The 26,709-nt window shown below is 47.1% G+C and carries 21 protein-coding genes and 1 pseudogene; 16 read left to right on the top strand and 6 right to left on the bottom strand.

Going from position 1 to position 26,709, the window contains the following annotated elements; translation table 11 throughout:
• Nucleotides 1–8: 8 nt before the first annotated feature.
• Nucleotides 9–1,157, top strand: a complete 1,149-nt coding sequence (locus DC345_RS11540) for a glycerate kinase (RefSeq protein ID WP_113053205.1) — start codon at nucleotides 9–11, stop codon at nucleotides 1,155–1,157.
• Nucleotides 1,158–1,264: 107 nt separating this feature from the next.
• Here the strand turns inward: DC345_RS11540 and DC345_RS11535 are convergent, their stop codons facing one another.
• Both DC345_RS11535 and DC345_RS11530 read right to left on the bottom strand, forming a co-directional pair.
• Nucleotides 1,265–2,311: a CdaR family transcriptional regulator gene (locus DC345_RS11535; RefSeq protein ID WP_113053204.1), complete on the bottom strand. Its 1,047-nt coding sequence runs from the start codon at nucleotides 2,309–2,311 to the stop codon at nucleotides 1,265–1,267.
• Nucleotides 2,312–2,481: 170 nt separating this feature from the next.
• A pseudogene (locus DC345_RS11530) lies at nucleotides 2,482–2,808 on the bottom strand (winged helix-turn-helix transcriptional regulator); the annotation flags it as partial.
• Between the two features lie 235 nt (nucleotides 2,809–3,043).
• On the opposite strand from DC345_RS11530, the gene DC345_RS11525 reads away from it, so the two are divergent.
• Together DC345_RS11525 and DC345_RS11520 are read left to right on the top strand one after the other, a co-directional pair.
• On the top strand, nucleotides 3,044–3,787 hold the full coding sequence (locus DC345_RS11525) for an SDR family oxidoreductase (RefSeq protein WP_113053202.1): 744 nt from the start codon (nucleotides 3,044–3,046) through the stop codon (nucleotides 3,785–3,787).
• Between the two features lie 290 nt (nucleotides 3,788–4,077).
• Nucleotides 4,078–8,097, top strand: coding sequence for an S-layer homology domain-containing protein (locus DC345_RS11520; protein WP_113053201.1), 4,020 nt, complete (start codon nucleotides 4,078–4,080; stop codon nucleotides 8,095–8,097).
• Between the two features lie 178 nt (nucleotides 8,098–8,275).
• Here DC345_RS11520 and DC345_RS11515 read toward each other — a convergent pair whose 3' ends face one another.
• Nucleotides 8,276–8,842, bottom strand: coding sequence for a GbsR/MarR family transcriptional regulator (locus tag DC345_RS11515; protein WP_113053200.1), 567 nt, complete (start codon nucleotides 8,840–8,842; stop codon nucleotides 8,276–8,278).
• 200 nt (nucleotides 8,843–9,042) lie between these two features.
• Between DC345_RS11515 and DC345_RS11510 the strand changes: the two genes are divergently transcribed.
• From DC345_RS11510 to DC345_RS11480, 7 genes are all read left to right on the top strand, one after another.
• Nucleotides 9,043–9,918 (top strand): carbohydrate ABC transporter permease, encoded by an 876-nt coding sequence (locus DC345_RS11510; RefSeq protein WP_062323074.1) that lies wholly within the window; start codon nucleotides 9,043–9,045, stop codon nucleotides 9,916–9,918.
• Nucleotides 9,918–10,832, top strand: a complete 915-nt coding sequence (locus DC345_RS11505) for a carbohydrate ABC transporter permease (RefSeq protein ID WP_240342990.1) — start codon at nucleotides 9,918–9,920, stop codon at nucleotides 10,830–10,832. Before DC345_RS11510 ends, DC345_RS11505 begins: the two co-directional genes overlap by 1 nt.
• A gap of 34 nt (nucleotides 10,833–10,866) precedes the next feature.
• Nucleotides 10,867–12,246 (top strand): ABC transporter substrate-binding protein, encoded by a 1,380-nt coding sequence (locus DC345_RS11500; protein WP_113053199.1) that lies wholly within the window; start codon nucleotides 10,867–10,869, stop codon nucleotides 12,244–12,246.
• An 88-nt stretch (nucleotides 12,247–12,334) separates the two neighbouring features.
• The gene (locus DC345_RS11495; RefSeq protein WP_113053198.1) at nucleotides 12,335–13,102 is read left to right on the top strand and encodes an HAD family hydrolase; all 768 of its coding nucleotides are present in this window, start codon (nucleotides 12,335–12,337) and stop codon (nucleotides 13,100–13,102) included.
• Complete coding sequence (locus DC345_RS11490) at nucleotides 13,099–13,434, top strand: DMT family transporter (RefSeq protein ID WP_076287289.1); 336 nt, start codon at nucleotides 13,099–13,101, stop codon at nucleotides 13,432–13,434. The genes DC345_RS11495 and DC345_RS11490 overlap by 4 nt, the downstream gene beginning before the upstream one ends.
• Nucleotides 13,434–14,444: a metallophosphoesterase family protein gene (locus DC345_RS11485; protein WP_113053197.1), complete on the top strand. Its 1,011-nt coding sequence runs from the start codon at nucleotides 13,434–13,436 to the stop codon at nucleotides 14,442–14,444. The genes DC345_RS11490 and DC345_RS11485 overlap by 1 nt, the downstream gene beginning before the upstream one ends.
• Nucleotides 14,445–14,798: 354 nt before the next feature.
• The gene (locus tag DC345_RS11480; RefSeq protein WP_113053196.1) at nucleotides 14,799–16,259 is read left to right on the top strand and encodes a carboxylesterase/lipase family protein; all 1,461 of its coding nucleotides are present in this window, start codon (nucleotides 14,799–14,801) and stop codon (nucleotides 16,257–16,259) included.
• A gap of 169 nt (nucleotides 16,260–16,428) precedes the next feature.
• Here DC345_RS11480 and DC345_RS11475 read toward each other — a convergent pair whose 3' ends face one another.
• On the bottom strand, nucleotides 16,429–17,583 hold the full coding sequence (locus tag DC345_RS11475; RefSeq protein WP_113053195.1) for a VanZ family protein: 1,155 nt from the start codon (nucleotides 17,581–17,583) through the stop codon (nucleotides 16,429–16,431).
• A 214-nt stretch (nucleotides 17,584–17,797) separates the two neighbouring features.
• Here DC345_RS11475 and DC345_RS11470 point away from each other — a divergent pair, with 214 nt between their 5' ends.
• The 5 genes from DC345_RS11470 to DC345_RS11450 all read left to right on the top strand — a co-directional run bounded on the left by DC345_RS11470 (nucleotide 17,798) and on the right by DC345_RS11450 (nucleotide 22,984).
• Complete coding sequence (locus DC345_RS11470; protein WP_113053194.1) at nucleotides 17,798–18,139, top strand: zinc ribbon domain-containing protein YjdM; 342 nt, start codon at nucleotides 17,798–17,800, stop codon at nucleotides 18,137–18,139.
• Nucleotides 18,140–18,333: 194 nt separating this feature from the next.
• The gene (locus DC345_RS11465; RefSeq protein WP_113053193.1) at nucleotides 18,334–18,891 is read left to right on the top strand and encodes an RNA polymerase sigma factor; all 558 of its coding nucleotides are present in this window, start codon (nucleotides 18,334–18,336) and stop codon (nucleotides 18,889–18,891) included.
• Complete coding sequence (locus DC345_RS11460) at nucleotides 18,848–20,506, top strand: DUF4179 domain-containing protein (protein WP_113053192.1); 1,659 nt, start codon at nucleotides 18,848–18,850, stop codon at nucleotides 20,504–20,506. Before DC345_RS11465 ends, DC345_RS11460 begins: the two co-directional genes overlap by 44 nt.
• A gap of 429 nt (nucleotides 20,507–20,935) precedes the next feature.
• Nucleotides 20,936–21,754, top strand: coding sequence for a class I SAM-dependent methyltransferase (locus DC345_RS11455; RefSeq protein ID WP_113053191.1), 819 nt, complete (start codon nucleotides 20,936–20,938; stop codon nucleotides 21,752–21,754).
• Between the two features lie 168 nt (nucleotides 21,755–21,922).
• Nucleotides 21,923–22,984 (top strand): LLM class flavin-dependent oxidoreductase, encoded by a 1,062-nt coding sequence (locus DC345_RS11450; RefSeq protein WP_113053190.1) that lies wholly within the window; start codon nucleotides 21,923–21,925, stop codon nucleotides 22,982–22,984.
• Nucleotides 22,985–23,087: 103 nt separating this feature from the next.
• On the opposite strand, the gene DC345_RS11445 is transcribed toward DC345_RS11450, so the two are convergent.
• Nucleotides 23,088–23,747 carry a TetR/AcrR family transcriptional regulator gene (locus DC345_RS11445; RefSeq protein ID WP_113053189.1) on the bottom strand — a complete coding sequence of 220 codons (660 nt, stop codon included), beginning with the start codon at nucleotides 23,745–23,747 and terminating at the stop codon, nucleotides 23,088–23,090.
• A gap of 192 nt (nucleotides 23,748–23,939) precedes the next feature.
• Between DC345_RS11445 and DC345_RS11440 the strand changes: the two genes are divergently transcribed.
• On the top strand, nucleotides 23,940–24,755 hold the full coding sequence (locus DC345_RS11440) for an SDR family NAD(P)-dependent oxidoreductase (RefSeq protein WP_113053188.1): 816 nt from the start codon (nucleotides 23,940–23,942) through the stop codon (nucleotides 24,753–24,755).
• Nucleotides 24,756–24,911: 156 nt separating this feature from the next.
• Here DC345_RS11440 and DC345_RS11435 read toward each other — a convergent pair whose 3' ends face one another.
• Nucleotides 24,912–26,675 carry a cellulase family glycosylhydrolase gene (locus DC345_RS11435; RefSeq protein ID WP_113053187.1) on the bottom strand — a complete coding sequence of 588 codons (1,764 nt, stop codon included), beginning with the start codon at nucleotides 26,673–26,675 and terminating at the stop codon, nucleotides 24,912–24,914.
• Nucleotides 26,676–26,709 lie beyond the last annotated feature (34 nt).

Below are 26,709 nucleotides of genomic sequence, written 5' to 3'. Positions count from 1 at the left end.
GGGAGAAGATGAGAGAGACGACATTTGTACTGGCACCGGATTCATTTAAAGAGAGCATGACAGCGAAAGAAGTATGTGTGTCCATGGAAAAAGGATTGCGTAAAATCTATCCAACCGCCAACTATATTCATGTACCGATGGCTGACGGAGGCGAAGGCACCGTGCAGTCGCTGGTGGATGCTTCTGGCGGTGTAATTCACCAAAGAGAGGTGAGCGGGCCGCTGGGACAGCCTGTACTGGCACAGTATGGCATACTGGGCGATGGGTTAACGGCAGCGATTGAGATGGCATCGGCGAGCGGTATACATCTAGTGAACAAGGAAACCCGGGACCCGCTTCGCACGACAACCTATGGTACTGGAGAGCTGATTCGGGCGTGTCTGGATCAGGGGATTCGCAAAATCATTATTGGAATCGGCGGCAGTGCGACTAACGATGGTGGTACAGGTATGGCCGAAGCGCTTGGCGCAAAATTCCTGGATGCGGCCGGCCAGCCGCTTGCGCGTGGAGGTGGGGCACTTGATCAGTTGGCGCATATCGATGTGACTGGACTGGATGAACGATTGCAGGATGTGGAGTTCATTGTCGCCTGTGACGTAACCAATCCGTTATGTGGGGAGTATGGGGCCTCGCGGGTGTTTGGACCGCAGAAGGGAGCTACACCGGAGATGGTGCAGGTGCTGGATGCGAATCTATCCCATTATGCGGACGTGGTCAAACAGCAGCTGCACAAGGATATACGTGATGTGCCGGGTGCTGGTGCAGCAGGTGGTTTGGGCGCAGGACTTTTGATTTTTACACAGGCTGTGTTGCGCAAAGGCATTGAAATTGTCATTGAATACACTGGATTGCGTGATAAGCTGGTACATGCGGATGTGGTATTTACGGGCGAAGGCGGCATTGATTTTCAAACGAAATTTGGAAAGACCCCTTACGGTGTGGCACGGGCAGCCAAGGAAGCAGGCAAGCCAGTTATCGCCATTGCAGGTTACGTTGGTGAAGGGATAGATACGTTGTACACTGAAGGTATTGACGCGGTGTTTGGTATTGTGCCAGGTGCGGCTGATCTGGAACAACTTCTGCGCGAAGGCCCGGAGAATGTGGAGCGCACAACCGAGAATATTGCGAGGGTGCTGAGATTGGGACTGATTTCTTAACATTCTGTGGTTCGGTTATGAGGGGTTCCAAGAGTATAAAGAGACTGAACGTAGGGACGTCCACAAGTAACGGGGCATTCCGGTTCAGTCTCTTTTTGTTGTGGGATCTACTGATAAGACGCGAGTAGACCGTGGGTAAGTTCAATGAGCTCCAGCCAATTGCGCGGATCTTTGCCTGTAAGGGTCTGGATCCGTTTGAGCCGATATTGTAGTGTATTGCGATGGATGTTGAGATCCTCTGCAGTCGTTGACATGCTGCCATTGTGATGAATGAAACTGCGAAGTGTGTCCAGCAGATCGGCTGTGTCCTCCAGCTTACTGACGACATTGTTATGGCGGGCCAGGTTGGCTTTGCTGAAGCGCACCAGAAACTGTACATCATCATAACGGATCAATGGTGCCACAGGTCGAAGCGCGAGCAAAATATTCATCGCAGATCTTGCCTGTTCATAACTGGCGGATATACTGGCATCCCGTCTGCTAACAGAGATGAAGGCTTGAGGTTGTTCCTGATGTACAAGCTGGATTATGGAGTCAACGTCCGATTCGCTCTGGATCAGAATAATCTGCACGTGACCATTCTCCTCGATTGAGAACGAGGGAAGCTGTAGTAATGCCCGGCTTGTCTCCGTGCCAAACTCAGGGGCTTCATGGGGAAAGCGAATGTATAATAGAACCGTCGGGAGCTGCAGATCGATATGGTATTGCGCCGCTTCCCGCCTGATCTTCTGTGAATAGGAACCGGAGTGGGCAAGCAGCCGTTCCAGAAAGGCTTTTTTCCGAGAAGCTTCATGGGCCAGACTTTCCAATTGATTACGTTGTTCGATCAGGAGAGCTACGGTTGTACGCACAATGTTGCAGAACGGCCGGACTTCATCCGGATGGCCGGATATGCCGATGACACCGACATGCTGATGATTGATCCGAATCGGTTCGTTGGTGCCCATTTTCTCCAGTTTGCCATCCTGCCAGACCTCGACGCGGTCACCGGTGGTCAGGGCACGGACCGCTCCCTGGTGAATCGTGCCTACGCGTTCCTTCTGTCCGCTTCCAATGATAATGCCCTGCTCATTCATGATGTTGATGTTGTACGGAATGTCTTGCATCATTTTATCGACAATATCCTGTGCCTGTTTTTCCGAAAGCTGCAACATTACATATCCCCCTCGCCCGTTGTGCATCTGAACGAAAGTATAGCTGACGTGCTTGTCTTAAACAAGTTTGTTTCCTAAACGGTAAAAGGCTAAACCTTGTTGTTTTTATTCCGCTTTTGCTTCATGTTGGAGGTCCCGGCTAATTTCTCCGCATTAAATCTCTGCTGGGTTTCATTCAAATATTCCAGATGCGCTTTGCCCCAGCCACACATGCCATCCAACAGCGTACCAATCGTCTGCCCGTGTGCGGACAGGCTGTATTCCACCTTTGGTGGAACATCGCCATAGAGAGTGCGCACAATAATCTGGTCCTGTTCCAGCTCGCGCAGCTGTTTCGTTAACGTGCCCTGCGCTACATCGGGAATCATGCGTCTTAGCTCACCAAATCGCTTCGTGCCTTCCTTCAATAAAATAAACAGGATGAGCGGTTTCCATTTTCCATTAATGGCTTCCAGCGTAACGAGTACACCTTGTAACCGTGGTTCCTGTAAATCCATAGTATTCACCTCGATTTAAACAACTATATAACTTCATCATACCTGATTTTTTCACTTTCCGCTTGTTTTGTCTGTGTGAATTGGGCAGTAATAACTGTGTCATCTGGTTCCAATAGTACGAATTTTCGTACCTGGTACGATCGAATTGCGTACTGTTCAGCGTTGTTGATTTCAATAATAATGAACAAAACGCTGGTACAACGAAAGTTCTGGCGCTATGAGAGGAAGATGCAGAATGAGTCCATTTACACTGGAGAATAAACGTGTCGTGATTATCGGAGGAAGCTCTGGAATTGGACTTGCAACAGCTGTGCAGGCTGCTGAGGCTGGCGCACATGTGGTTATCGCGGGACGATCGGAGACCAGGCTAGAGGAAGCGAGGAAGCAGATTGCTCATGTCGGAGGCAAAGGTAAGATTGGCGCGGTGTCCATCGAAGTTTATGTGTTGGATAACCAGGATGAACAGCAAATCGAACAATTTTTCAATCAGGTTGGCGCATTCGATCACCTGTTCACCCCTGGAGCTGCATACACTCGTGGTCCGTTAACTTCAGATCGGGAGACGGCCGAAAGCTGCTTCAAGGGCAAGTTCTGGCCTCAATATTTTGCTGCCAAATATGCTGCTGCATATCTATCGGATTCGGGTTCGATCACGTTAATGTCGGGCGGATTCAGTCAGCGCCCGCTGGATGGCGGTGCCTCTTACGCTGCATGTAACGGGGCAATTGAAAGTCTGGGAAAAGCACTTGCAGTGGAGCTGGCGCCTGTTCGTGTGAATGCCGTATCCCCCGGAACCATCTGGCGAGAGGGGCAGGAGGGTACACCTCGCGGCGAACATTTCAAAGACTATGAGAAGCTGTCTGTGCTCAAGCGTGTGGGCTACAATGAGGAGATTGCGCATACGGTTACGTATCTCATGACAAATACATTTACGACAGGAAGCACATTGTTTGTGGATGGTGGATATACGATGATTTGATGCGCCTACTTGTTTGTTGTGCAAGGAGCGGTGTATGTGTACAGGGGCTTGAGAACTCTCTTAAATTTATGAAATTTAGGACTCTATAATTAAATGCAGAAATAAAAATGATGAATAATGACGAAAAATATTTGAAATCCGGCCTGTTTTTCACCTACTGGCCGGATTTTTTTCCGTTTATTGGAGTGAATGTTCAGAATCCGTTCAGAGTTGCGTACTACACTAGACCTAGATTGATAGGCAATTAGACATGAAGCCTAAAAAACATGAGACAAGGAGGACAACGTTAAATGTATTACAAGAAGCTTATAAGTTGTTTATTAGCTGTGGTTTTGATATTACAGGTAGTTAGTGTGGGAGGGGTTGCAAGTGCGGGTCCAGCTCCTACCGCATTGGAGCAGCTTAATGAAATAAGGAATTCATATGAGGATATTGAAGGAGCAATTTCAAGTGTCCAAAGTATCCTGACAAGCGGCAGTTTAATAGATATTACCGATATAATGACTACCTATAACCTGCTGACTCAAGAGCAAAAGAATGAACTGGCGCGAGGAATGATTCTTTTGCTGCCACGTGAGATAGAGTATGAGAATCAAAGCCAAGTAGAGTATGTTTTTGCACTCTTATATAACTTGGTCAAACTGCCTAAAGAAACTAGTCCAGAAACTGTACAGTATATTTTAAATGAGATATATGGTTTGTATAGCCATGCTGGTGGTTTTCTCCCTTCTGACCAAGCAGAACCCATGGTTGAGGAGAGTGCTACTTACAGCACGTTGAGAGGCGCTGATAAGGCGATGTATACAAATATCGTGATGTTTGAAGCTGCTTTAGGAAAATATGAGACGCCAATCTATTATAATGGGCAAATCGAATTATTAATGGATTTGATGTCAAGATATCTTCCGATTAATGTTCCAAGTAATATTTCGGACATGGAAGCTACGCTAGATAGCATGTTTGGGCACTATTTCATGACTATGATGTTCGGCATGGATCCCTCAGTTACCGTTCAGCCTTTTCCAGTTAATATGGATAAAATGTCCAATATTAGTGGTGAAAAGAAAAGCGAGCTGGCTCAATGGATGATTGATCACAAATCGCAAAACGGTTATGAAACGGTATCGGAAGTTCAGGCAGCCTTTGATGCGTTCTTTGAGCCTGAAGGTGATTCTTTGTTGGATCAGTATAACGAGCTCAAAAAGAAAGCAGACCGGGGTAACAGCAATGACTTTATCCAGGATGTTATTTTGTTGCTTCGTAATAAGCAATTCATTGGCGCAACTGATTTCGAATCTTTACCTGTAGTAGATCAGGAGGCTGTTGCAAAATACTTATTAGATATCGAGGCGCCAACAAGCGATGGATATGAGAACAAGGGGCAAGTTGAGTTCTTGGTGCAACTGGCTCTGAACGCCCTTGAAGTGACTCGCCAAATCGGTGGGCCGACCGCAGTAGCTGCACTTGATGAGCTGTATATGAAGCAAGCAGAAGGAATAATTCATTTTGAATATCCGAGTGCTGAAGATAATTTCTATCCACTCATTGCTGCTTATAGCAATGCCTCCGAGGTAGATAAACTCACAACGGCTTATATATACGAGCTCAAACTCAAAACAACAGCTTCCATTTCACGTGTTTTGAGATATATAGACACAGTTGTGGAAGAAACACCTTTCATTAATCGTGCAAATACGACTGAGGAAATGGTAACGTCACTGGATAAATTCAAAAAAATGCATGAGAATATTCTGACGTATAACGAAGCGAATCCAGGAACTCCGTTAATGAGCTTCGCTTTGGATACAAGCAAAATGGATAACCTGACGCCAGAACAGAAGGAACAGTTGGCTGATCATATGCTTACTGAAAGACCGACTAATGGATATGCAAGTTTTGAATCCATTCAGACTACATTTAACGAATTTTTCCCTGGTAATGAAATTGATGCGTTGGCTGCTGTAAATGCTGCAAAGAGTAGCAACGATATTGATGGTATGATTCTGGCCGTGGAAAATCCTGATCTGGAAATTAATTTACCGAATGGATACTATGAATCCTTGCAAGTTAAGAAATTCATTGCTGGTTTCCTGATTGATTATGTGAAGAACGATTATAGAAATAAAGATCAGGTTCAATATATGATTGAACTCGCTGTTCTGGCACAATCCATCTGGGGGCAGAAGGAATTCGACGTTCTTAAAAACAAACTGGATTTATTTGCACAAAAGTTGGTGGATGGACCCGATTATTTTAATGACCAACAAACATATGTGCTGCGCAGCCTGGGGCAACAACATTTGGACCGTAGCCAAGTAGATAAAGGTGTTTTTGCTTATAAATACTTGCATCAGGTGGCTTTTGAAAGGTTGGAAGGAGAATTTAAAGGGAATATTGTTAATCCGGAGATTGTACTGAGTCTCTTTTCTATGCATTTGGAATCCTTTGAGAATGCTACTTCTATTCCGCTAATGGATGAGTGGCTTGATCATGCCATGAACGAATGGATTGCAGGGGAAGCATTCTTCGATAACTATAAATTTAGACGCACAGGTGCCCTTGATTTGTCCAAAAGAGCTGAACTCAGCACGGAAGGCCGAAAAGAACTGGCCGAATGGGTGCTTAATGAACAAGACCGCTACGAGGATGTTGGGAATCTACAGTATGTCTTCAACCGATTCTTTACGGCTCCTAATGTAACGGGAAATGATATCACCAACACCATAACGGGCTTGAATGACACGATGGAGATTTCCCTCAATGGCAAACAGACCTGGATTGATGTTGCTTCTATTCAGAAATTTGATTTTAGTGGTGACAAAACGGTATGGGTTCGTTACAAAGCCATCAGTGACTTATTGCCAGGACGTGCGGTGAAGATTGTCTTCACGGCAAATGGCGATAGCAATAACGGCAATGGTTCGACCAACCCTGGCTCAAGCACAGGTGGTGGATCGTCAGTGACTACACCTGTAACGACTACACCGACGACCAAGCAGGAACAAATCGTCGTGGACGTGAACGGAGCGAATGGCACCAACCTTACTAAAACGCCAATTACACGTACAACCGAGGCAGACGGCACGATCAAGGACCTCGTGAAAATGTCTGAGGCGATTGCTAAGGAATCGGTGGAAAAAGCGAAGCAATTGAACATGAACACGGCACGCATTGTCATCCCTGACGCCAAAGATGCTGTGTCTGAGACACGCATTGAACTGCCAAAAGCAGCGGTGAAACAGCTGAATGATGGTGGGCTTAATCTTGAGATTTCCACAGAGAACGCTATTATCTCGGTTCCAACGAAGTCGATTGCCGGATTTGACCAAGATCTGTACTTCCGCGTCGTTCCGTTGAAAAAGGAATCCGAGCGTAAGGATGTGGAAGAGCGTGCGAAGAAAGAGCGATTGATTCAACAGATTACTCCAAATTCAAACGTGAAAGTACTGGCTCGTCCAGTTGAAATCGAAACAAATATGCAAAGCCATGAAGTAACACTGACATTGCCGCTGCGCGACAGTCTGCCAACTGACCCTGCTGCCCGCCAGCAAGCTTTGGACAACCTGGCTGTGTACATTGAACACAGTGACGGTACGAAAGAGTTGATTCAAGGCAAACTGGTGAGTCTCAGCGATTCCAGTGAAGGTATCGAATTTACAGTTAACAAATTCAGCACGTTCACGCTCGTTGTGGTGGATGGACTGAAAGCTTCCCAAGGCTCGCACAACCCGTATATCAACGGATTTGGTACTGATTTCCGCCCGGATGCATTCGTAACCCGTGCGCAAATGGCAGCAATGCTGGCTCGTAATCTGTCTGATGATGCGGGAACTGCATCTGCGAACGTTGTAAACTACACCGATGTATCTGCAACCCATTGGGCAGCGAGTGATATTGAAAAAGCGCAATCCGCAGGTATCATGAACGGTATGAACGCCACTCAATTTGCGCCAGAGGGTTCAATTACACGTGCACAAATGGCGACCATTGCGTACCGCTGGATGCAGCAACAAAGCGCAGATGCAACAAGCAGCACATCGCAAGCAACGGATGGTGCTGGATTCACAGATGTGTCTGCTAACCTTTGGGCTTCCGATGCGATTGCCTACGTACAATCGGCTGGCCTGATGACAGGGTATAACGATGGTACATTTAAACCGGACAGCAAACTGACCCGCGCTGAAGCGGTGAAAGTATTAAACGTACTGTTCAAACGGACGCCGGTAACAGGTGTAACTACGCCATCTTTTACAGACGTACCTGCAACACACTGGGCTTATGCAGACATTGAGGCTGCGGCACAGAAATAAGATAACCATATTTATAAAAGGGGAGCCCCAACCATGAAAGAATGGTGGGGCTCCCCTTTTAATTATTGAAAGCCAGTACAAGTCCTGCAACCATCGGCGCTTGTTGAGCTGACTTTTTTAGTTTAACGGACCGAGTGAATGCTATTCATAATAAAGCGTATATGATTCCTTAGCGTGTTTAATCACTTTCATGTGGGGCATCTTTGTAAAAAACACCATCCCGCAGTTGGTCTACAAATCCCTGCAACCAATCATAATACTGCCCGGCATGCTGAAGTTTATGCAAATCTCGCAATGCGTCTTCCCGTTCTTCCGGAGGAGTTGTTCTGGCAAGAATAATCTCCGATAACTGCGGAATCACCTCCCGAAGGCTTTCCTGCATCACGTCGATTTCCCGTTGAAGCTTGGCCCCGAAGAAGTTTTGAAACGTACGGAAAAAGTTGGTTTCCGCCAGATATTGATCCTGGCGTTCCCGCTTTTCCTCCAATTTATAGATCATCTGAGATTCGGTAAGCGAACGTACAGCATAACTCATATTACTTTTGCTCATGTTCATGGACGTTTTCATCTCTTCCAGCGTCATCGGGCGATCCTCAAAATACATAATGCCATACAGTTGACCAAATGAATGATTGACTCCATACAGATCCATGGTATTGGCAATGGCGTCAATGACTTTCTCCCTCAGCTCGGGCCGATAGGACAACGACGAATGGTTCTGGTCCTCGGCAGCTTCTTTTCCCACAATCTCACCTCTAGTATATGGATGGGACTCCCTGTTTCCTTTTCATATTTTACATGACCTCGCGTTATTTTAACATAACCCGGAATTAGTTTTTTCAAATGTATTATACAATCATTTTTGTACAGAAGAGATTAAAGGGAGTTTTAAGGCATGATTTTTAGAGAAATTAAATAAAATTTGGACGATTAGGAGTGTGCAAATTGCGTGTGAAATTATGGAGGGAGACAGAAGCGGTTCTCTTCACCCTTCCTGCCCTTATCCCATTACTCATTTTCTGGCTTGGGCCTTTGGGATACATTGTATATCTGAGTTTTACGGATTGGGACTTCATGAGCCCTGACAAATTATTCGTCGGTTTGGATAACTACAGCTATCTGCTAACCAATTCTGAATTTTACCGTTCATTAAAAGTTACGCTGTTGTTCGGTCTTGGAAGTGTAGTGCCTACGATTGTGGGCGGACTGGCGCTGGCCATGCTCATGAACAGCAAGATTAAGTCCTCCGGCCTGTTCCGGACGCTGCTGTTCTCCCCGTGGGTGACCCCGACTGTCGCAGTCTCCATTGCGTGGTCCTGGATTTTCGAACCTGAAGTGGGGCTGGCCAACCTGTTGCTTGACTGGGTCGGCATATCTCCGATAGGCTGGCTGAAAGATCAGAACTGGGCATTGGTAGCTGTGCTCATCGTCACGCTGTGGAAATCAATTGGCTGGTCTATGGTATTCTACCTGGTCGCATTGCGTAACCTGCCATCCGATCTGCTTGAAGCGGCATCGATTGATGGGGCAGGCAGCTGGGACAAGTTCCGAAGCATTACACTGCCGTTGATTTCACCCACCACGTTTTTCCTGTCCATCATCCTGACGATCCAGTCGCTGCAGGCTTATGACCAGATCAACGTGATGACGCAAGGAGGACCAGCTGGATCAACAAGAACACTGCTTTACATGTATTATCAATCTGCATTTGAGTCCTTCAATGTGGGCGAGGCTTCTTCCATCGCCGTCGTTATTATTCTGATCTGCGTTCTGCTGTCAGGAGTATCCTTCCTGCTCGGCCGACGCCTGGTGCATTACTAATGAACATGACCACTTTAACCAACCAAACAAGAAAAGATAATAGTCGTGAAGAGGTGCAGAAACGGAAGGTCCCTCGTGCAGGAAAAGGATTTGCTACCGCACTTCGCTATCTGCTGCTTGCGCTGGTGAGTCTGACGATGGCATTTCCGTTCTACTGGATGGTCATTAGCGGTTTCAAAACCAATGACGAGATCTGGCAGTTCCCGCCAACCTTCTGGCCCGAAACGTTCCGTTGGAACAATTATGTGGATGCGTGGCAAGCTGCTCCATTTGCCCGTTACATTCTGAATAGTACAGGGGTAGCGGCTGCGATCTGTCTGATCCAGGTCATTAACTCCAGCATGATGGCCTATGCACTCACCCATATGCGCTTTCGTATAAAAGGGGTACTCACCGGACTGATTCTGGTAGGCTACATGATTCCGAGTACCGCCGTTTATTTGCCCAGTTATTTGGTGCTCAGCGAACTTAAATTACTGGACTCCTATACCGGACTGATTGTGTCCAACTGTGTCAGTGTGTTCTCCATTTTCCTGATCCGTCAGGCATTTATGCAGGTGTCTCACGAACTGGTGGAAGCTGGACAATTGGATGGGGCGTCGCACTTCCGCATTCTGTGGACCATTATGACGCCGCTGGTTCGCTCGTCGTTTGCCGTGATGGTGTTGATTACGTTCATTGACCAGTACAACAACTATTTCTGGCCGATGCTCATTACCAAAGACCCGAATCTGCAATTGGTATCCGCAGGTCTGCGCAGCTTTTTCGTGGAGGGTGGAGCCTACGGTCTGGCATGGCCGCAGATCATGGCTGCCAGTGCCTTTACTATCGCACCGCTGCTGATTCTTTTCCTGTTTACCCAGAAAACGATCATGCAGAGTGTGAATATTACTGCCGGCGTGAACAAGAACTGATTTTCACAACATACTTTATATAGGAGGAATCAAAATGAAATTGAGTCAAGCGAGTATGAAATGGCGGAACAAATTAAAGCTCAGGTGGAGAGGGGGCATGTCGCTGGTACTGGCTGCGAGTTTCGCCCTGATCACCGCATGTGGTTCCTCAGCTGATAGCGGTACAGGCACGGGTTCAGATGCAGCTGCTGCGAATGGAGCTGATTCTGCATCAAGCAGTCCTGTCGAGATTGAGTTCTGGTATGGTCTGGGTGGCAACCTGGGAGATAACATGAAGAAGACGATTGATGCCTTCAATGCATCCCAGAGCGAAGTTGTTGTGAAAGGAATTGTACAAGCAGATTACACGGAAACCGAACAAAAACTCCAGGCTGCCATTGCCTCGAAAAAAGTACCCGCCGCTGTACTAAGCTCCAATATCGACTGGGCGCGCAAAGGGTACTATGCATCCTTGGATGAGCTGACCGCTGCCGATCAGGGCTTTAACAAGGAAGATTACGTGCAGACCTTCCTGGAGCAGGGAAAAGTAGATGGGAAGCAGTATTTCTTACCGATGTACGGAACAACTCAGATCATGTATTACCGTATGGATGCTCTAAAAGAGAATAATATCGATCCAGCCACTCTGACGACATGGGAGGCACTTGCTGAAGCGGCAGCGAAGATGAGCAAGCAGGAGAATGGCAAGACAACCTTCTACGGGTGGGAGCCAATGTGGGGTAGCGATAACATGATTGACGCCGTGCTTGGCAAAGGCGGGAAAATTCTGAGTGATGACGGCAAGACTGTAACGATTGATTCACCGGAATGGGTAGAGACGTGGGAGCTGTTCCGCAAGTGGATTAATGAGGACAAGACCATGGGTATTCATTTTGGCGGCCAAGGCTGGGAGTACTGGTACAAAACGATTGATGATGTTATGAAAAATAAAGCAGCCGGATATACCGGTTCCAGCGGTGACCAGGGAGATCTGGATTTCAGCATCGTTGCAGCCATGGAACAACCGGGTTGGGAAGGTGTAGGCCAAGGCAAGCCTGTGGCGAGTGCGATCATGGCAGGTATCCCGGCCGAAGCAAGTCCGGAACAGCAGCAAGCAGCTTATAAATGGCTGACGTATTTCTCGGAAACAGCGAATACAGCAGCTTGGTCCATGAACACAGGTTACATTGCAGTTCGTCAATCTGCTCAAGAAGATCCTGCTTTCAAAACATTCAGTGAAGAGAACCCGCAAATCAAGGTTCCATTGCAGCAGGCCTCCCATGCTTCGGCTCCGTTCCAGGACCCGACTGGAGGCAAAATCAATGCTGCGCTGAAGGATGCAGCAGATCAGGTACAGATTAATAACATTCCAGCAGCACAAGCGCTGAAAGAAGCCAAAGAAAAGGCCCAAAAAGAATTGGATCGCGTGAAATAACAAGGGGAAACAAGCTTAACTTGGAAGAGCGGTGCAGTGTTGTACCGCTTTTCTGACTTAGTAATTCAGCAGACAAGGAGCGTAACCAATGCCCGAATTGACGCTGGGGAGCCTTTCTACCCCAATTGAGGCTATTTTATTTGACAAGGATGGGACTCTGCTTGATTTTACAGCCATGTGGGGCTTCTGGACCGATCGTGTGATGGAGAACTTCCGGGAAGAGCTTGCTGCTCGTGGCCTTCAGTTCAATGCAGCAGAGATTCCTCATATATGGGGAACATTCCATGATGAGCAGGGACGAATGAACGGTTATGATGTGCGAGGCCCCCTTGCTATGGGAACAATGGAGGAAGTCTACGCCGTATTAACTTGGCATGGCTATCGTGCAGGATTAAGCTGGGCGGAAGCGAAAATTATTGTGAGGGAATGTTTGCTGCAGGCAGAATACGCAATGAATAAGGAGCGCCCTGCTCAGCCCCTTCCAGGCGTCCTTGCCTTTCTTGAGCAGTGTCGCAGCAAAGGACTGAAAATGGGTGTCGTCACAGCGGATGAGACAGAAAATGCCCTAAGTCATTTAAAGTGGATGGGGATAGAATCTTTTTTCACCGTAGTTGTAGGAACGGATCAGGTTGGACGGGGAAAACCGTTTCCTGACATGTTGTTGCTGGCGTGTGAGCGTCTGGGTGTACCTACTGCAAGAGTTGTCGTCATTGGCGATACGGATGGTGATATGGAGATGGCCCGTGCTGCGGGAGCTGCCTGGAAGATTGCTGTGGGTGAACCTGCTCATATCAAGCTTGCGGATCTTACGGTTCGTTCGTTTGATGAATTGCTGGAAGTTGAGGTAAACCGATGACGAGTCATTCATATACGGGATGGATACTGCTTGCTCTGGCGATTGGATTGGAGCTCAGTGGTACGATTCTGATGAGGGTCTCGGATGGTTTTACCCGCGTATGGCCTTCCATTCTTATGTTTGCCTGTTATGGAGCGAGCTTTACCCTGTTGAATTTTGCTGTGAAGTATATGCCGCTGGGGGTTGCTTATGCCATCTGGTCGGGCGTAGGCATTACATTGATTGGGATAGTGGGACATTACTTTCTGGGTGAACGTCTGAAGGCGATGTCGATCGTCTGGATGGGCTTTATTCTGATTGGCATTATTGGACTGAAATGGAGTGATTCCTGATGGGAAATGAAAATAAACACGAACAGCCGATAATCAGCTTCCAGGTCATCACAGATACTCATGTGAGAGAGCAGGCTGATCATATCCATAACCGTCATCTGGAGAAAGCGCTGGAAGACATCGCAACGTATAGCCATGGCAGCAGCGGAATTATGCATGTGGGCGATGTGACCGATCGTGGACTGCCTCAAGAATACCAGGAGTTGCAGCGTATATTGCGGGCTCACGGCGAATCACTGCCTCCAATACGTTATACCGTAGGCAATCATGATATTGGAGCCATTCTATGGGGAGATCCACCGCTGAACTTGACCACCATGACCCAGCACGAGGTGGGTGAGGTGTTGGGGTATTCAGGGGATATGGGCCAGGTCGAGGCTCATGATATTGAAAAAAACCAGAATTCCATCTCAACTGAAGAGTTGTGGCATAAGCGGTTGAGTGATTTTACAGCAATCACAGGGATGAACGGATCGTACCACGACCACTGGATCGACGGGTATCATTATATCTTCCTGGGTACGGAGCAGCCTCATCCGAAAGATTGTGATATGTCTGCCGATCAACTGCAATGGCTGGAAACAAAACTGTCGGAGCAAGCATTGCCTGAGCAGCCGATTTTTGCCTTTCTCCATCAACCACTGATGGATACAGTTGCGGGTTCCATGAAGGAACAAGGTTGGTATGGCGTGAATCAGGATGCAGCATTAAAGGCTGTGCTAAGTCGTTATCCGCAGGTCATCCTCTTCTCTGGGCACACCCATTGGCAATTAGAGGCTCAGCATACCATGTACGAAGGTGGCGGACAGCTGCCAACGATGTTTAATGCCTCCTCTGTAGCTTATCTCTGGACGGATGAGGATGAGCATCTGGAGGGAAGTGAAAGTTTGCATGTGGATGTATACCGTGATCGGGTTGTCGTTAAGGGACGTAATCATGTGACCGGGAGCTGGATTGAAGGCGCAGAATATACGGTTCATTATCCGGTAAAAGTAAACGGCGGTAATTAATCCATACATCGGGAAAGTTGATGGAATATGCAGAACAGCAATAGAAGACTTCGCTCGTTAATTGAAGCGGGGTCTTTATGTTTGCTGTAAAAGTTCCACGTGAAACGTAGCAGTGGCGCTTAAATCTGGACAAACTTGTAAATGGGTATCGCGTAGATCTATACTCAAATAAGTGGAAACACCCTTGCCAGTACAGTACGTACGAAAGGGCGTTGAATCAATACAAAATTATTCATCGTGTACGTTATTTAATAAACCTGAGACAGAATTTCGTCAGCTCAAAGTTACACTCGGATCTGAGCTACACCAGCCGTAAGCTGGAACTATCGATCAGTAGAGAGGATGTATGTGCGCATGAGGGAACTTCAAGTGAATACAAGATATGGCACGGTTCAAGGAGAGCTTTTGCATGGAGCGAGCGTATGGAAAGGTATTCCTTATGCTGCGCCACCCGTGGGTGAATTACGCTTTCAGGCTCCGGTTCCACCCGAGTCGTGGGACGGAGTCAGAGAGGCGAAACAATTCGGTCCTGAAAATATGCAGCCAAGAAATCCTCAAACTGAAGCCATATCCGGACAGCCTCCGGTGGAATCGGAAGATAGTCTTTACCTGAATATATGGGCACCTGAAAAAGAAAGCCATGAGCCGCTTCCCGTGATGCTATGGATTCATGGCGGATCGTTTGTTTCAGGCGCTGGCAGCCAGCCGATGTACGATGGAACACAACTCGTCCTCCGGGGAGACGTTATCGTCGTGACGATCAACTATCGTCTGGGGCCGCTAGGGTTCCTGCATTTGGCTCCGCTTGGAGAGGGTTTTGCATCCAATGTGGGTTTACTGGATCAGATTGCTGCATTGCAATGGGTGCAGGACAACATCGAAGCTTTTGGCGGCGATGCGCATAATGTCACTGTATTCGGAGAATCTGCGGGCAGCATGAGTATTGCGGCTTTGATGGCGATGCCAGCAGCCAAAGGATTGTTCCACCGTGCCATTATGCAAAGTGGAGCCTCACAAGTTGTGCCAGCAGAGCAGGCCTCAGCCATTCGTGATGGCATGCTGAAGGTTCTGGGGGTAACACCAGATGACCTGCATAAACTCAAAACCATTCCAGTGGAGCAAATCATCGCTGCTGGCGAAACGGTCAAACAACAAAGCGGTGCAGGCATGGCCCTGTTGTTCCAGCCCGTACTGGAGGGAGTTACACTTCCGAAGTCGCCTCTTCAGGCAGTAGAGGAGGGCGCGGCACAGGATATCCCTGTACTGATCGGAACCACTTTGCATGAAGGCTCGTTGTTCATTCAGCCTCAGGTACCTTACTCCGAAGAGATCAACATGGTGAAAGCTGTTGATTTTATGACACCTGATCTGGAGAATCGGGCAGCCATTGCGGACAGTTATCCCAAAACTGCAGATGGTCAAGCCCAAGTGATGACAGATCTGTTCTTCTGGCGCTCGGCTGTGCAATATGCGGCAGCTCAGCAGAAACATGCACCTGTATGGATGTATCGCTTTGATTGGGTGATGCCGGAGCATCCACTGCTACATAAATCAATTCATAGCATCGATATCTTTTTTGCTTTTAATACGTTACCTGTATTGAAGTTTATGAATGCCGAACCGGATGCCGCTGCGGTAAAACTTGCGGGTAAAGTGCAGGATGCATGGATTTCGTTTGCCAAACAGGGCAAGCCTGAGACAGCAGGTGTGAACTGGCCTGCCTACAAAGATGATCGCGCTACGCTGATTTTCAATCATGAAGTGGAGTTGGTTCATGACCCGGAAGCTTCCAAACGTGAGCTGCTGGGGCTATAGTTCGACGTCCTCTGGACTTCATCTCAACATAGTTAAAAGGTGTGCCTCGTCATTAGTTGACGAGGCACACCTTTTTTACGATGGATCAAACTTGCCGACTGTAATGGCAAACACAACGGTACTATTTTTCACCTGAACCTATGTGTTGTGAGTGGCCAGAGTACAGCATTTACTTTCGGGATGCTCGTGTCTTGGATACATCGTCACAGTAAAAAGATCGCTTGCCCCGGGAGAACAGCACCAGCATGACATGAACAAACAATACCAAGAGAATAAGCATGTGCAGACCAAAAATTCCGACAGAGATCCACACTTTATAAGGTTCGAGCATCGCATTTTCGTTCAGAAAGGCATAATCGGTTATGAATTGGGCTACGGTAACCAAGATCCAAGGGGCGTAAAGTGCCAGCAACCTTTTAAACAGGGATGCGCTTGAAGGCTCGCCAGTTTCCCGGTTAACATATCTAAACCGCATTAGGGCAGAACCTGGAGTCTTGCCATCTCGCAAGGATGGAATAAAGAAAAATACAAACAGCATGGCGATCACAGTATTTAGCGTACTGACAATCACATTTGTATTACTCCAATTGAAAATGGACATCAGATTGGACAGGAATACGACAACTACACCGTCAATGATAAGTGCGAGCAACTGAGGCACAGGATAGACCTTATTTTGTTCCAGAATCTGTTCGCTCTTCGCCTGAATACTTGCACGAGACGGGAATAAGGCAAGCAGGATGGGAGCTGCGAAGAATCCAAGCACCGTTCCAGAAGTATTTAGCAGGAGATCATCCACGTCAAACAATCGATACGGGCAATCATAAAAACCGTAGAAACCGGTGATTTGGGTAATCTCAAAGAACAGGGATAAGCCGAATCCGCTTAACAAGGCCTGTTTCCAGTAAGATCTCTTTTGCCAAAAATACCGGATATAAACGCCAAGTGGCATGAGAAGCATTACGTTGAACAGAACCTGCAGAAAAGCTCTGCCCTGAATCATTCCCATATAGCTGGAGGGTTGAGACCAGATGATTGGTGTTTCTTTCATAATATCTTTTACAAAGGTGAACGGAACAAGGTTGTAATATACGGTATCCGCTGCTTGCTGCGCACAGGTATTACGAGTGGTCGGGAAAGGAAGAATAACCAGACAATATGCAGCCAGCAAGTAGAAAATAAATGAAAAGCTGACGCCAAATCGTGACCAGCTAAAAAATCCATCTTTCCGATATCCGTAGATCAACCAAGGCACGAGCAGAAACATGGCGATGAGGACAAAAATAAAGAAAGCCGTTTGGACAGGAAAAACATAGGGAGACATAAGCAGTAACTCCTTTTATAGGATGTATATCAGCATTTCAAGTGAGAAAAGAATTTCAATTATAGCTTCAGTATAAGGAACCATCCTTAAATCAGGGGGCGGGGTAATCTTAAATTTAGTTTAAATCAATGAAACTCGTACCTATGTGGAAGAATGGACTGTATTCCCGTATACTTGCGAGGAAGCCACAAAATGATTGGAGAGTTTAGTACATATGTCTAATTTGCCTAATTGCCCCAAATGTAATTCCGAATACACTTACGAGGACGGTAATTTTTTGGTGTGTCCAGAATGTGCGCACGAATGGGCGCTAGCGTCAGAAGAAGAAAATGCGGAAGAAACGAAAGTAGTACGCGATTCCAATGGTAATGTCCTGAATGATGGCGATACCGTTACGGTCATTAAGGATTTGAAGGTGAAAGGCAGCTCGCTGGTAGTTAAGCAGGGAACCAAAGTCAAAAACATCCGACTGATTGACGGTGACCATGACATCGACTGCAAAATCGACAGCCTGGGCGCGATGAAGCTGAAGTCCGAGTTTGTGAAAAAAATCTAGCAATTCCCCTTAGGTATCGCTGGAATGCCATGTTACTGGTCTTGTCTTAACCCATAAAGAACGTTCATTTCTGCAATGCTGTGGAAGTGAAGGTTCTTTTTTGTTGAGTGGAGAAAGGGTAAGAATGAACCTTTGAAGGATCGGCTTTGTCTATAGATTTGAGATGGCTGATGCAGAGAAAGGAGGGAAAGCTTTTGAACGAAAAGGAATTGTTTGAGATGTACAACAAGGATGTGTACCGAACTTGTTATTACATGCTCCATCATGCTCAGGATGCAGAAGATGTATGCCACGATGTTTTTATTACGGTATTTCGTCAGGATTGGCAGAAGGTTGAATACATGAAGACATGGCTGATGAGAATTACGGTGAATCATTGTCTTAACTTTCTGAAGAGGGAACGCACAGCCAAACAGCGGGAGAAAAGGCAGTTTATTCTCACCCCTCAACGAACCGCTGATCCGGTTGATACGTTGATCGAACATGTGGAGGAGTCCGAGGTCTGGGCAAAATGGGTTCATGAGTTGCCTGAAAAGATACGTTCAGCGATTCTGCTGCGTTATATGAACGAATTAAGTTTATCCGAAGCTGCCGAGATTCTGGAAGTGCCACTGGGAACGGTGAAGTCAAGAGTATATAAGGGTATTCGATTGCTTAGGAAAAAATGGGATCAAGCCAGAAAGCAACATCAGAAAGGGGAAATGTATAGTGAAGCATACGGAAAATCTGTTGTCTCGTCATCTGAAAAATGATGCGGATATTCGCTATCCCGATTTTGATGCCATGTGGAATCAAATTCGACAGGATCAGGAGCGCTGCCCAGAGCTTCATATATCAGAGAGTAAAGAACATATGCCGCAACAGATCAAATGGAAAAAGACTGCACTGATAGGAACCGCTGCAGTTATTCTTATGGCGACGCCAGTATATGCAGCAGTTCACTATAATTGGGGTGAACTTTTAAATGACCGAAGTGGTATCCAGAATGCCATGCAAAAGGAGCTTGGACAGAAACTGAATCAGTCCGTAACGGTCAACGGGGTGACTTTAACCTTAGATACAGCCTTTTCCGATGATAACCGCACGGTTATTTTGTATACATTGGACCCTGGTAAGTACAGAGGTGATACATTACAATTCCCTTCTATTGGCATGCGGGATGAGAGTGGCAAACTGATCGAAGGCAGGTATTACCATGTTCCTGATCAGACCGATGGGAAGTTTAAAGGGTACTTTGAGACGGAGTGGACACCATCAGGAAAAGAAGCGAATGTCGAATTCACTGTAGGTGGAATCCAAGTGTTAGTTCCGGAAGAAAAGGAAATTACCCTAGATCCCTTACAGCAGCAATCACAGGTGTTCAATATCAACAAGGATGGTTTGGGTGAACTTGTAGTGAGCGCATTCAACGAGAAGGAAAATAAGATTATGTTGTCTACATCATTAACCTTTGATCAACCGGAGGTTCGTGACTATGCTTTTCCGTATTTAAAGATATACGATCAGAAAGGACAGATTCTGGAAGGGAATGCAGCAGGCATATATGGAAAGCCAGGAGAACATGGTGAATATATATCGGAACAGTTCTATAACTTAGTAAAGTTGAAGCAACAAGCAGCAAGTTATGTACTGGCTTATAGCAAAGAAGAAAGCAAAATGGACCAACCACTGGATATTGGTATACGTCTGGATAAAACAGAGATGCTCAGTGGTACTAGCACAAGGGTGCTAAATATACCTCTGGAGGAGCAGTCGGATGGAGCAGTCATCAAGGAAGCCATAATTACACCCACCCAAATCAGGCTGATCGTTACTCATAGCGAATATTTCATGCAATTACCATATTTGCAATACACACTTGATGTAAATGGCAGCAAGTTGATTGGAGGGGTGTGGCCGTCGGACGATCCGGCACATGAAGCAGAACTGCGCTTCGAAGTGACCTCTGGTCTTGAAGTTAATCAGGATACCCCAATGACCTTGTATGCCCGCCATAAAGTCAGTTATTTTCAGGGTGAATTTGAGCCGATTACGTTGTCCGAGATTGGGGAGAAACCACAATACATTAATTCGAATCTGGGCGGTTCTACAATCCATTGGACATATTACCGTAAGGATGGTGATTTGTACGTGGAGAGATATAGTGATGATCTACATTTTGGTGGAATTAATCAGACCTATACGATCCAAAAGGGCAAACGAAGTTATGGTACTCCGGCCAAAACTCAATTTGCTGGTGACGGAAAAAACCTGGGTATTGATCGGTATAATAATTACACATCGGATACAGCAACCGTATATCCATGGATGTACAGCACAGAAGAACCGGAACGTGAAGTAGCTGTGCAACTGGAAAATAAGAATTGACAGGAAATATTTAGAAGTAATATACTGGATAAAATTTAACAGTCACATGCAATGACCAGGAGTATTAAGGCACAAGGTTTGGTTCAGAGAACTGTCGCTATGGTGCAAGGCAGTCCAACCTATCCCCAACTCACCTGTGAGCAGCAGAATCGAACCGTAGTTACGTGAATATCATCATTGCTCAGCGCACAAAGGGCTGGATGTTAAAAATGATGCTATACGCTGACTTCATGTAGATCCTGACGGTTAACCTCCGTCATCAGGTCCTGAGATGTTATGGCAGGGTAGGTTGGAGCATGATGTATCCAATCCTGTCATGGATCAAGAAGAGTGGTACCGCGAAGGTCAGACCTGTCGCCTCTTAGTTGAGGCGGCAGGTTTTTTGTTTTTTATATGGCCTTGATGTTGAGAAAAGGCAGGTGCAGAATTATGGAAAGATCACGTGTGATTGAGTATTATTCCAGATTTGACGAGTGGGGAAGGCTGGACCGGGAACCGCTGGAGTTCATCATTAATATGCATTATATCCGAGAGTCACTTCCGGCAACCGGACTTGTGCTTGATAATGGCGCAGGACCAGGCAAATATGCGATGGAGCTTGCTAAGCTCGGATACCATGTCACGCTGTCAGACCTGACCCCTGCATCTGTGGATATGGCTCAGCAGAAGGCAAAGGAATTGGATTTGACACGGAAGTTTGAAGGATTTTATGCGTTGGATGCGACCCATCTGGACGGTATTGCAGATGAGACATATGATGCGTCGCTGATGCTGGGACCGTTGTATCATTTGCAGACGGAAGAAGAGCGAGTGGCTGCGGTACGGGAGCTGCATCGGGTCACCAAGCGTGGGGGAACTGTGTTTGTAGCGATGCAGAGCCGGATGCGAATGGGCATTACCTCTTTGCAATTCCCGCAGCAATGGAAACCACATGACCACATGGAAGCTATCCGGTCTTTTGTGGAAAAGGGGACATTCGATCATCTGGATCAAGGACGGTTTACGGGAGCGTATTATTTCAATATACAGGATATTAACCCATTTATGGAGCAGTACGGATTCGAAACGGTAGACCTGATTGGATCGTCCAGTCTGAGAGCCATGCTCACAGAAGAGCAGCAGCAATATTGGAAAGAACGCGGGGAATACGATGAGTTGATCCAGTATATGATTGAGGCGGCCAAAGACCCGTCAATACTGGGAATCTCGTCTCATCTGCTGTACATTGGGAAAAAGAAATCATCATGAAATCATTGGATTTTGATAAGAATATGTCACGAAAGTGCCCTCTGGAAAACAGGGGGCACTTGTATTTTTCCTCAAAATAGTTCAATATTAAGACAAATAACAAAAGGTGATCTACTTACAATAGGTTAGATAAACGACGGATCGCTTCATAACAGGGAGGAATAGACAATGGAAATCGGAATCAGTACATTTGTGGAGACGAACCCAGATGTAAACACAGGAGAACTTATAAGTCATGCGCAGCGTATTCGCGACGTTGTTGAAGAGATTGTTTTGGCAGATCAGGTGGGGCTGGATGTGTATGGCGTGGGAGAACACCATCGTGCTGACTATGCCGCTTCATCACCAGCTGTCATTCTGGCTGCCGCAGCTTCACAGACCAAACGCATTCGCCTAACCAGCGCTGTAACGGTGCTATCTTCGGCTGATCCGGTACGGGTATTTCAGGATTTCGCAACGCTGGACGGCATTTCGAATGGGCGTGCGGAGATTATGGCAGGGCGGGGATCATTCATTGAGTCATTCCCATTGTTCGGTTATGATCTGAACGACTATGATGAGTTGTTTGACGAGAAATTGGAGCTACTCTTAAAGCTGCGTGATTCGGAAAAAGTAACTTGGGAAGGCAAACACCGCCCTTCCTTTAATAATCTGGGCATCTACCCGCGTCCGGTACAGGAAAAACTTCCGGTATGGATCGGTAGTGGTGGTAACCAGGAATCGGTTGTCCGCGCAGGTCTGCTTGGATTACCACTTGTGCTCGCCATTATTGGTGGACGCCCCGTTCAATTCGCACCACTGGTGGAGTTGTACAAAAAAGCAGCCGCACATGCAGGACACGACGCATCCAAACTGACTGTGGCTTCCCACTCTCATGGATTCATTGCGGATACAACAGATGAAGCCGTGGAGAAATTCTTCCCTCCAGCTCAGGCTGTAATGAACATACTGGGCCGTGAACGCGGCTGGGGACACTACAGCCGTGCAACCTTTGACGCGGCACGCAGTCTGGAAGGCGCATTGTATGTGGGTGATGTAGATACCGTGGCTCAGAAGATTATCTATCTGCGCAAAGAGGTGGGTATCACACGTTTCATGTTACACACTCCCCTCGGTACGATGCCACATGAAGAAGTGATGAAAGCTATTGAACTGCTCGGCAAAGAAGTCGCTCCCAAAGTACGTGCTGAAATTTCGCGTTGGGAAGCTGAGAACGAAGCCGCACGTTAATTAGCGATAGTAATCCCTTATATATAATGATAAAAAGGAGCAGGTCCTTCATCCGAGCGATGAAGTGCCTGCTCCTTCTTTCGTTTCCTTATCAATTCATGGCTTAGCCATTGGAAGATACCCCAACAAGGGAGAGAATAACCATGGACAACGTATGATCATATAGCCGTTTCGCGGCCTCTTCAGTCTCAATATGGCCTCCCAGGTACAGGTGGATGACACCATGTAGAGGGGCCCATATCATACGGACTGCAAGCAGGAGATCGTTCTCCTTAAGCATTCCCTGCTCAATTGAGGCCGCAACCAGGGACGTAATTTGTTTGAGAGCAGTTGCTGTTCCTTGCAGACTCTCTGCATCTGGTTTGAATTCTGCAAATGAACCGCCAAACATCAGCTGATAGAAGCTGGATTGTGTAATTCCGAAATCCCAGTAGGCATAAGCGAGATCGCGAAAATAATTCTCGAATGATGCTTGCTGAGGCACGGATTCAAACGATTGGGACAGGAGGGCGCAGCCCTCCATATATAGGTATTTGGCTAACCCTTCTTTCTTGCCGAAGAGGTTATATATGATTTTGGTGGAGCACTCCATTCGTTCTGCTACACGCCGAACCGTGACGGCTTCGGGACCGTGCTCTTGCAGCAAGGATGCGGCGGCATGCACAATATTTTGGCGCAGGTTTTCGGAGTGTTGAAGTCTGGCTTCCTGAAAGGTAGTGACCGTGTGAGCGGATTCTTTGGAACCCGAATTGTGATCTTTCATCTATCTCATCCTCATACATCCATATTGTTGTTTAACGGTAACCATGTTTCTTATCGTCATTCTACTGTTTTACGTTGGAAATCGTCAAATGATCAAAAGAAGTTGACAGTAAGAAGACAAGGGAGTACGATGATTTCATTAGGAAACAGTGTTTCCAATAAAAAACGAGTGTTCGAAAAAGGTGGATGAGATATGAAGCAGGTTCAAAATCAATGGGTACTCATTACGGGGGCTTCTTCAGGAATTGGGCAGACTTTTGCATTGGAGATGGCGTCAAAAGGCAAACATGTGGTCTTGGTGGCCCGATCGGAGTCCAAATTGCGTCAACTGGCAGAACGGATTGAGCGAACCTATCAAGTGAAGACGGAAGTAATTGTAGCGGATCTATCCCAGGCGGATGCACCACAACACGTTTATGAGGAATGTATGAATCGGGGCATACAGGTTAATGTATTAATCAACAATGCGGGATTTGCCACGCATGGAATGTTTGAACAAGTGGATGGTGCACGGCAGCAGGAAGAGATTATGCTGAATGTACTCGCAGTCATGAACATGACCCATCTTTTCCTGCCAGGCATGCTGCAAAAACGGAACGGCACCGTCATCAACGTTTCTTCAACGGCTGCTTTTCAACCTGATCCATACATGGCTGTATATGGGGCTACGAAATCTTTCGTTCTTTCTTTTACAGAGGCGTTGTATGAAGAGAACCGGAAGCGAGGCGTTCAGTTTTTGGCTCTATGCCCTGGCTCGACCGATACCTCATTCTTTGACGTAGTAGGAGCCGAAGAGGCCTCGGTAGGCAAACGGGATACGCCCGAGCATGTTGTGGAAGTAGCGATGAAGGCGTTGGCGTCAGGCAAGCCGTATGCTGTGCCAGGTGCCTCCAATTACTGGACGGCCCAGTTTGCTCGCCTTATGCCGCGCAGACAAATGCTGCGCATCGTAGGGGGCATGCTTCGGCCCCGTTCGAAAAGCGGCAAGGCGCAAAAGGCACAGGCTTAACCATACCAAACTTACCAAACCGAAAGACGCTGCCAGCGGGGATTACCCACTGGTAGCGTCTTTACTTGAACAATCTTCAATACTTCATAGGTCAGGCTGCATCCTGCAGCGCCCATTGCAATCAACGGGTCGTACAATCCCAACCCGCGATCAGTTTCAATTATTTTGTACCTTGCCAGTCACCAGATTTCCGTTCTTAATCAGAGTGTAGCGAATGAGCTCACCACTCCAGAAGTGAAATGTCAGCTCGATCTGTCCGTCGCGCAGTTCTTTGAGCCAATCGGGCTGTAGTTTAATTTCATTCGTTTCATAAGAAGGAGCAAATGTACTCAAGAATTCCTTATACGCTGTCCAGTCCTGTGGCGTGGTATTCTCACCAGATGTATACACAGCCTCCATCGTGGCAAGCTGATCACCTTGAAACTGGGTAGGAATGGAGAAGGAGTCTACCGTACCTGTTGCGCCGCTCAACTCAGGCTCCGTAAACACAATCACATTCCAGTTCCATTCTGCCCCCTGATTGAATTTCGCTGTGAGTATCCCGTTGTTCCCAAGCTTCTGACTTGAGCTGATCATCCGGGATAACGCAGCGGCTTTGACGGTCAACGTGCTGCCAGTGAACGAATAATCCGTGCCAGCTTGCAGCATCTGATCACTCGCATACAGGGCAACCAGTTTGTTTCCGTTTAACTTGATCGTCAATTGTCTGTCTCCCACAGGCGAACCTTGTCTGAAATAGAGCAGATCGCTTTCACCTATGGCAGAGCGTCCTGTCCAGGAAGCTTGGATCATCTGGAATAAATCCGGGTCAGCCCACTGGAATGTTTGCCGATTCAGATGCTGACCGTTGTCCCATAACATGGACGCGATCTTTTTTTCTTTTGACTGATGGCCGACGAATTCAAAATATTTCAGCTTCTCTCCCTGTTCGATGACATCGGTATGTTTGTCAAAACCGAGCAGGCCGTATTCACCGAGAATAACCGGAATACCTTGAACAACCAGCGTGTTGTACACATTGTTGAACGTGCTGGCCGCATCATTTTTCGTATCCGTGTCGAAGGTGGTATGTCCTGCAATGTTGACGCTGAACGGCCAGTATCCGTAATAATGCATCGTAGCAATCAGGTTGTGGTCCTTCAGCCCGGCTATCGTCTGCCTCAAACTGTCGAGTCTCACCTGTGTTGGTGAACTTTCCAGCGTAGGCAGGACTAACGGGCGCTCGCTGTTATTTCCACCCGTTTCTCGTACCAACTCAACAAATGCAGTGTTTAATTCATGCAAAAGCTCCAGCTGTCGTGCCTCATTAATATTGCTGCCTGAGCCCATGTCGCCTGCATTTGTTGCTCCGCGGTTAAAGCGCGGTTCGTTAACACTCTCAAACATCAGCTTACGTGGTTTATCTTTGAACTGCGTGGCAATCTGAGCCCATATTGCTTTATAACGGGAAAGCACCTGATCATGGTCCGTCTCCAGTTGGCTAATCCACAGATAGGAATCATGGTGAACGTTCACAACGACATAGAGATTGGCTTCCAGCGCCCATTGGACAACCTCCTGAACACGAGCCATGTAGGCTGGATCAATAGTGTAGTCTGGTGCATCCCCAATATGCCCATCCCATGTGACGGGAATGCGAATACTTCGGTATCCCTTAGCAGCGATCTGCTGTATCAGCTCACGGGTAACTCGCGGGTTTCCCCAATACGTTTCATCAGGTCCGACCGTATCCAGGGAATTTCCCAGGTTCCATCCCGGCTGAATCCCGTCAACATCGCTTTGTAGCGGACCAAAGGCCGTCATTTCATGTTGTCTGGCAAGTTCAGACTTGGCTGCAGACGCAGGCAGAGGAAGCAGAATAAACAGACACAGGGTGATGCAAACAAGCGTCAGAACGAAATGGTGGCTAGGTGGGTTCATGAGGGCTCCTTTGGATGGGTGTACATCGTTAATC

The sequence above is a fragment of the Paenibacillus taichungensis genome, from assembly GCF_003287275.1.
Classification (GTDB): domain Bacteria; phylum Bacillota; class Bacilli; order Paenibacillales; family Paenibacillaceae; genus Paenibacillus; species Paenibacillus taichungensis_A.
This window is presented reverse-complemented; position numbering and strand designations above follow the sequence as displayed.

Bases quoted from the DNA above. Each gene is read 5' to 3' on its own strand.
- DC345_RS11540 (WP_113053205.1), top strand. From the start codon at position 9: ATGAGAGAGACGACATTTGTACTGGCACCGGATTCATTTAAAGAGAGC.
- DC345_RS11535 (WP_113053204.1), bottom strand. From the start codon at position 2,311: ATGTTGCAGCTTTCGGAAAAACAGGCACAGGATATTGTCGATAAAATG.
- DC345_RS11525 (WP_113053202.1), top strand. From the start codon at position 3,044: ATGAGTCCATTTACACTGGAGAATAAACGTGTCGTGATTATCGGAGGA.
- DC345_RS11520 (WP_113053201.1), top strand. From the start codon at position 4,078: ATGTATTACAAGAAGCTTATAAGTTGTTTATTAGCTGTGGTTTTGATA.
- DC345_RS11505 (WP_240342990.1), top strand. From the start codon at position 9,918: ATGAACATGACCACTTTAACCAACCAAACAAGAAAAGATAATAGTCGT.
- DC345_RS11500 (WP_113053199.1), top strand. From the start codon at position 10,867: ATGAAATTGAGTCAAGCGAGTATGAAATGGCGGAACAAATTAAAGCTC.
- DC345_RS11495 (WP_113053198.1), top strand. From the start codon at position 12,335: ATGCCCGAATTGACGCTGGGGAGCCTTTCTACCCCAATTGAGGCTATT.
- DC345_RS11490 (WP_076287289.1), top strand. From the start codon at position 13,099: ATGACGAGTCATTCATATACGGGATGGATACTGCTTGCTCTGGCGATT.
- DC345_RS11485 (WP_113053197.1), top strand. From the start codon at position 13,434: ATGGGAAATGAAAATAAACACGAACAGCCGATAATCAGCTTCCAGGTC.
- DC345_RS11480 (WP_113053196.1), top strand. From the start codon at position 14,799: ATGAGGGAACTTCAAGTGAATACAAGATATGGCACGGTTCAAGGAGAG.
- DC345_RS11475 (WP_113053195.1), bottom strand. From the start codon at position 17,583: ATGTCTCCCTATGTTTTTCCTGTCCAAACGGCTTTCTTTATTTTTGTC.
- DC345_RS11470 (WP_113053194.1), top strand. From the start codon at position 17,798: ATGTCTAATTTGCCTAATTGCCCCAAATGTAATTCCGAATACACTTAC.
- DC345_RS11455 (WP_113053191.1), top strand. From the start codon at position 20,936: ATGGAAAGATCACGTGTGATTGAGTATTATTCCAGATTTGACGAGTGG.
- DC345_RS11450 (WP_113053190.1), top strand. From the start codon at position 21,923: ATGGAAATCGGAATCAGTACATTTGTGGAGACGAACCCAGATGTAAAC.
- DC345_RS11445 (WP_113053189.1), bottom strand. From the start codon at position 23,747: ATGAAAGATCACAATTCGGGTTCCAAAGAATCCGCTCACACGGTCACT.
- DC345_RS11440 (WP_113053188.1), top strand. From the start codon at position 23,940: ATGAAGCAGGTTCAAAATCAATGGGTACTCATTACGGGGGCTTCTTCA.
- DC345_RS11435 (WP_113053187.1), bottom strand. From the start codon at position 26,675: ATGAACCCACCTAGCCACCATTTCGTTCTGACGCTTGTTTGCATCACC.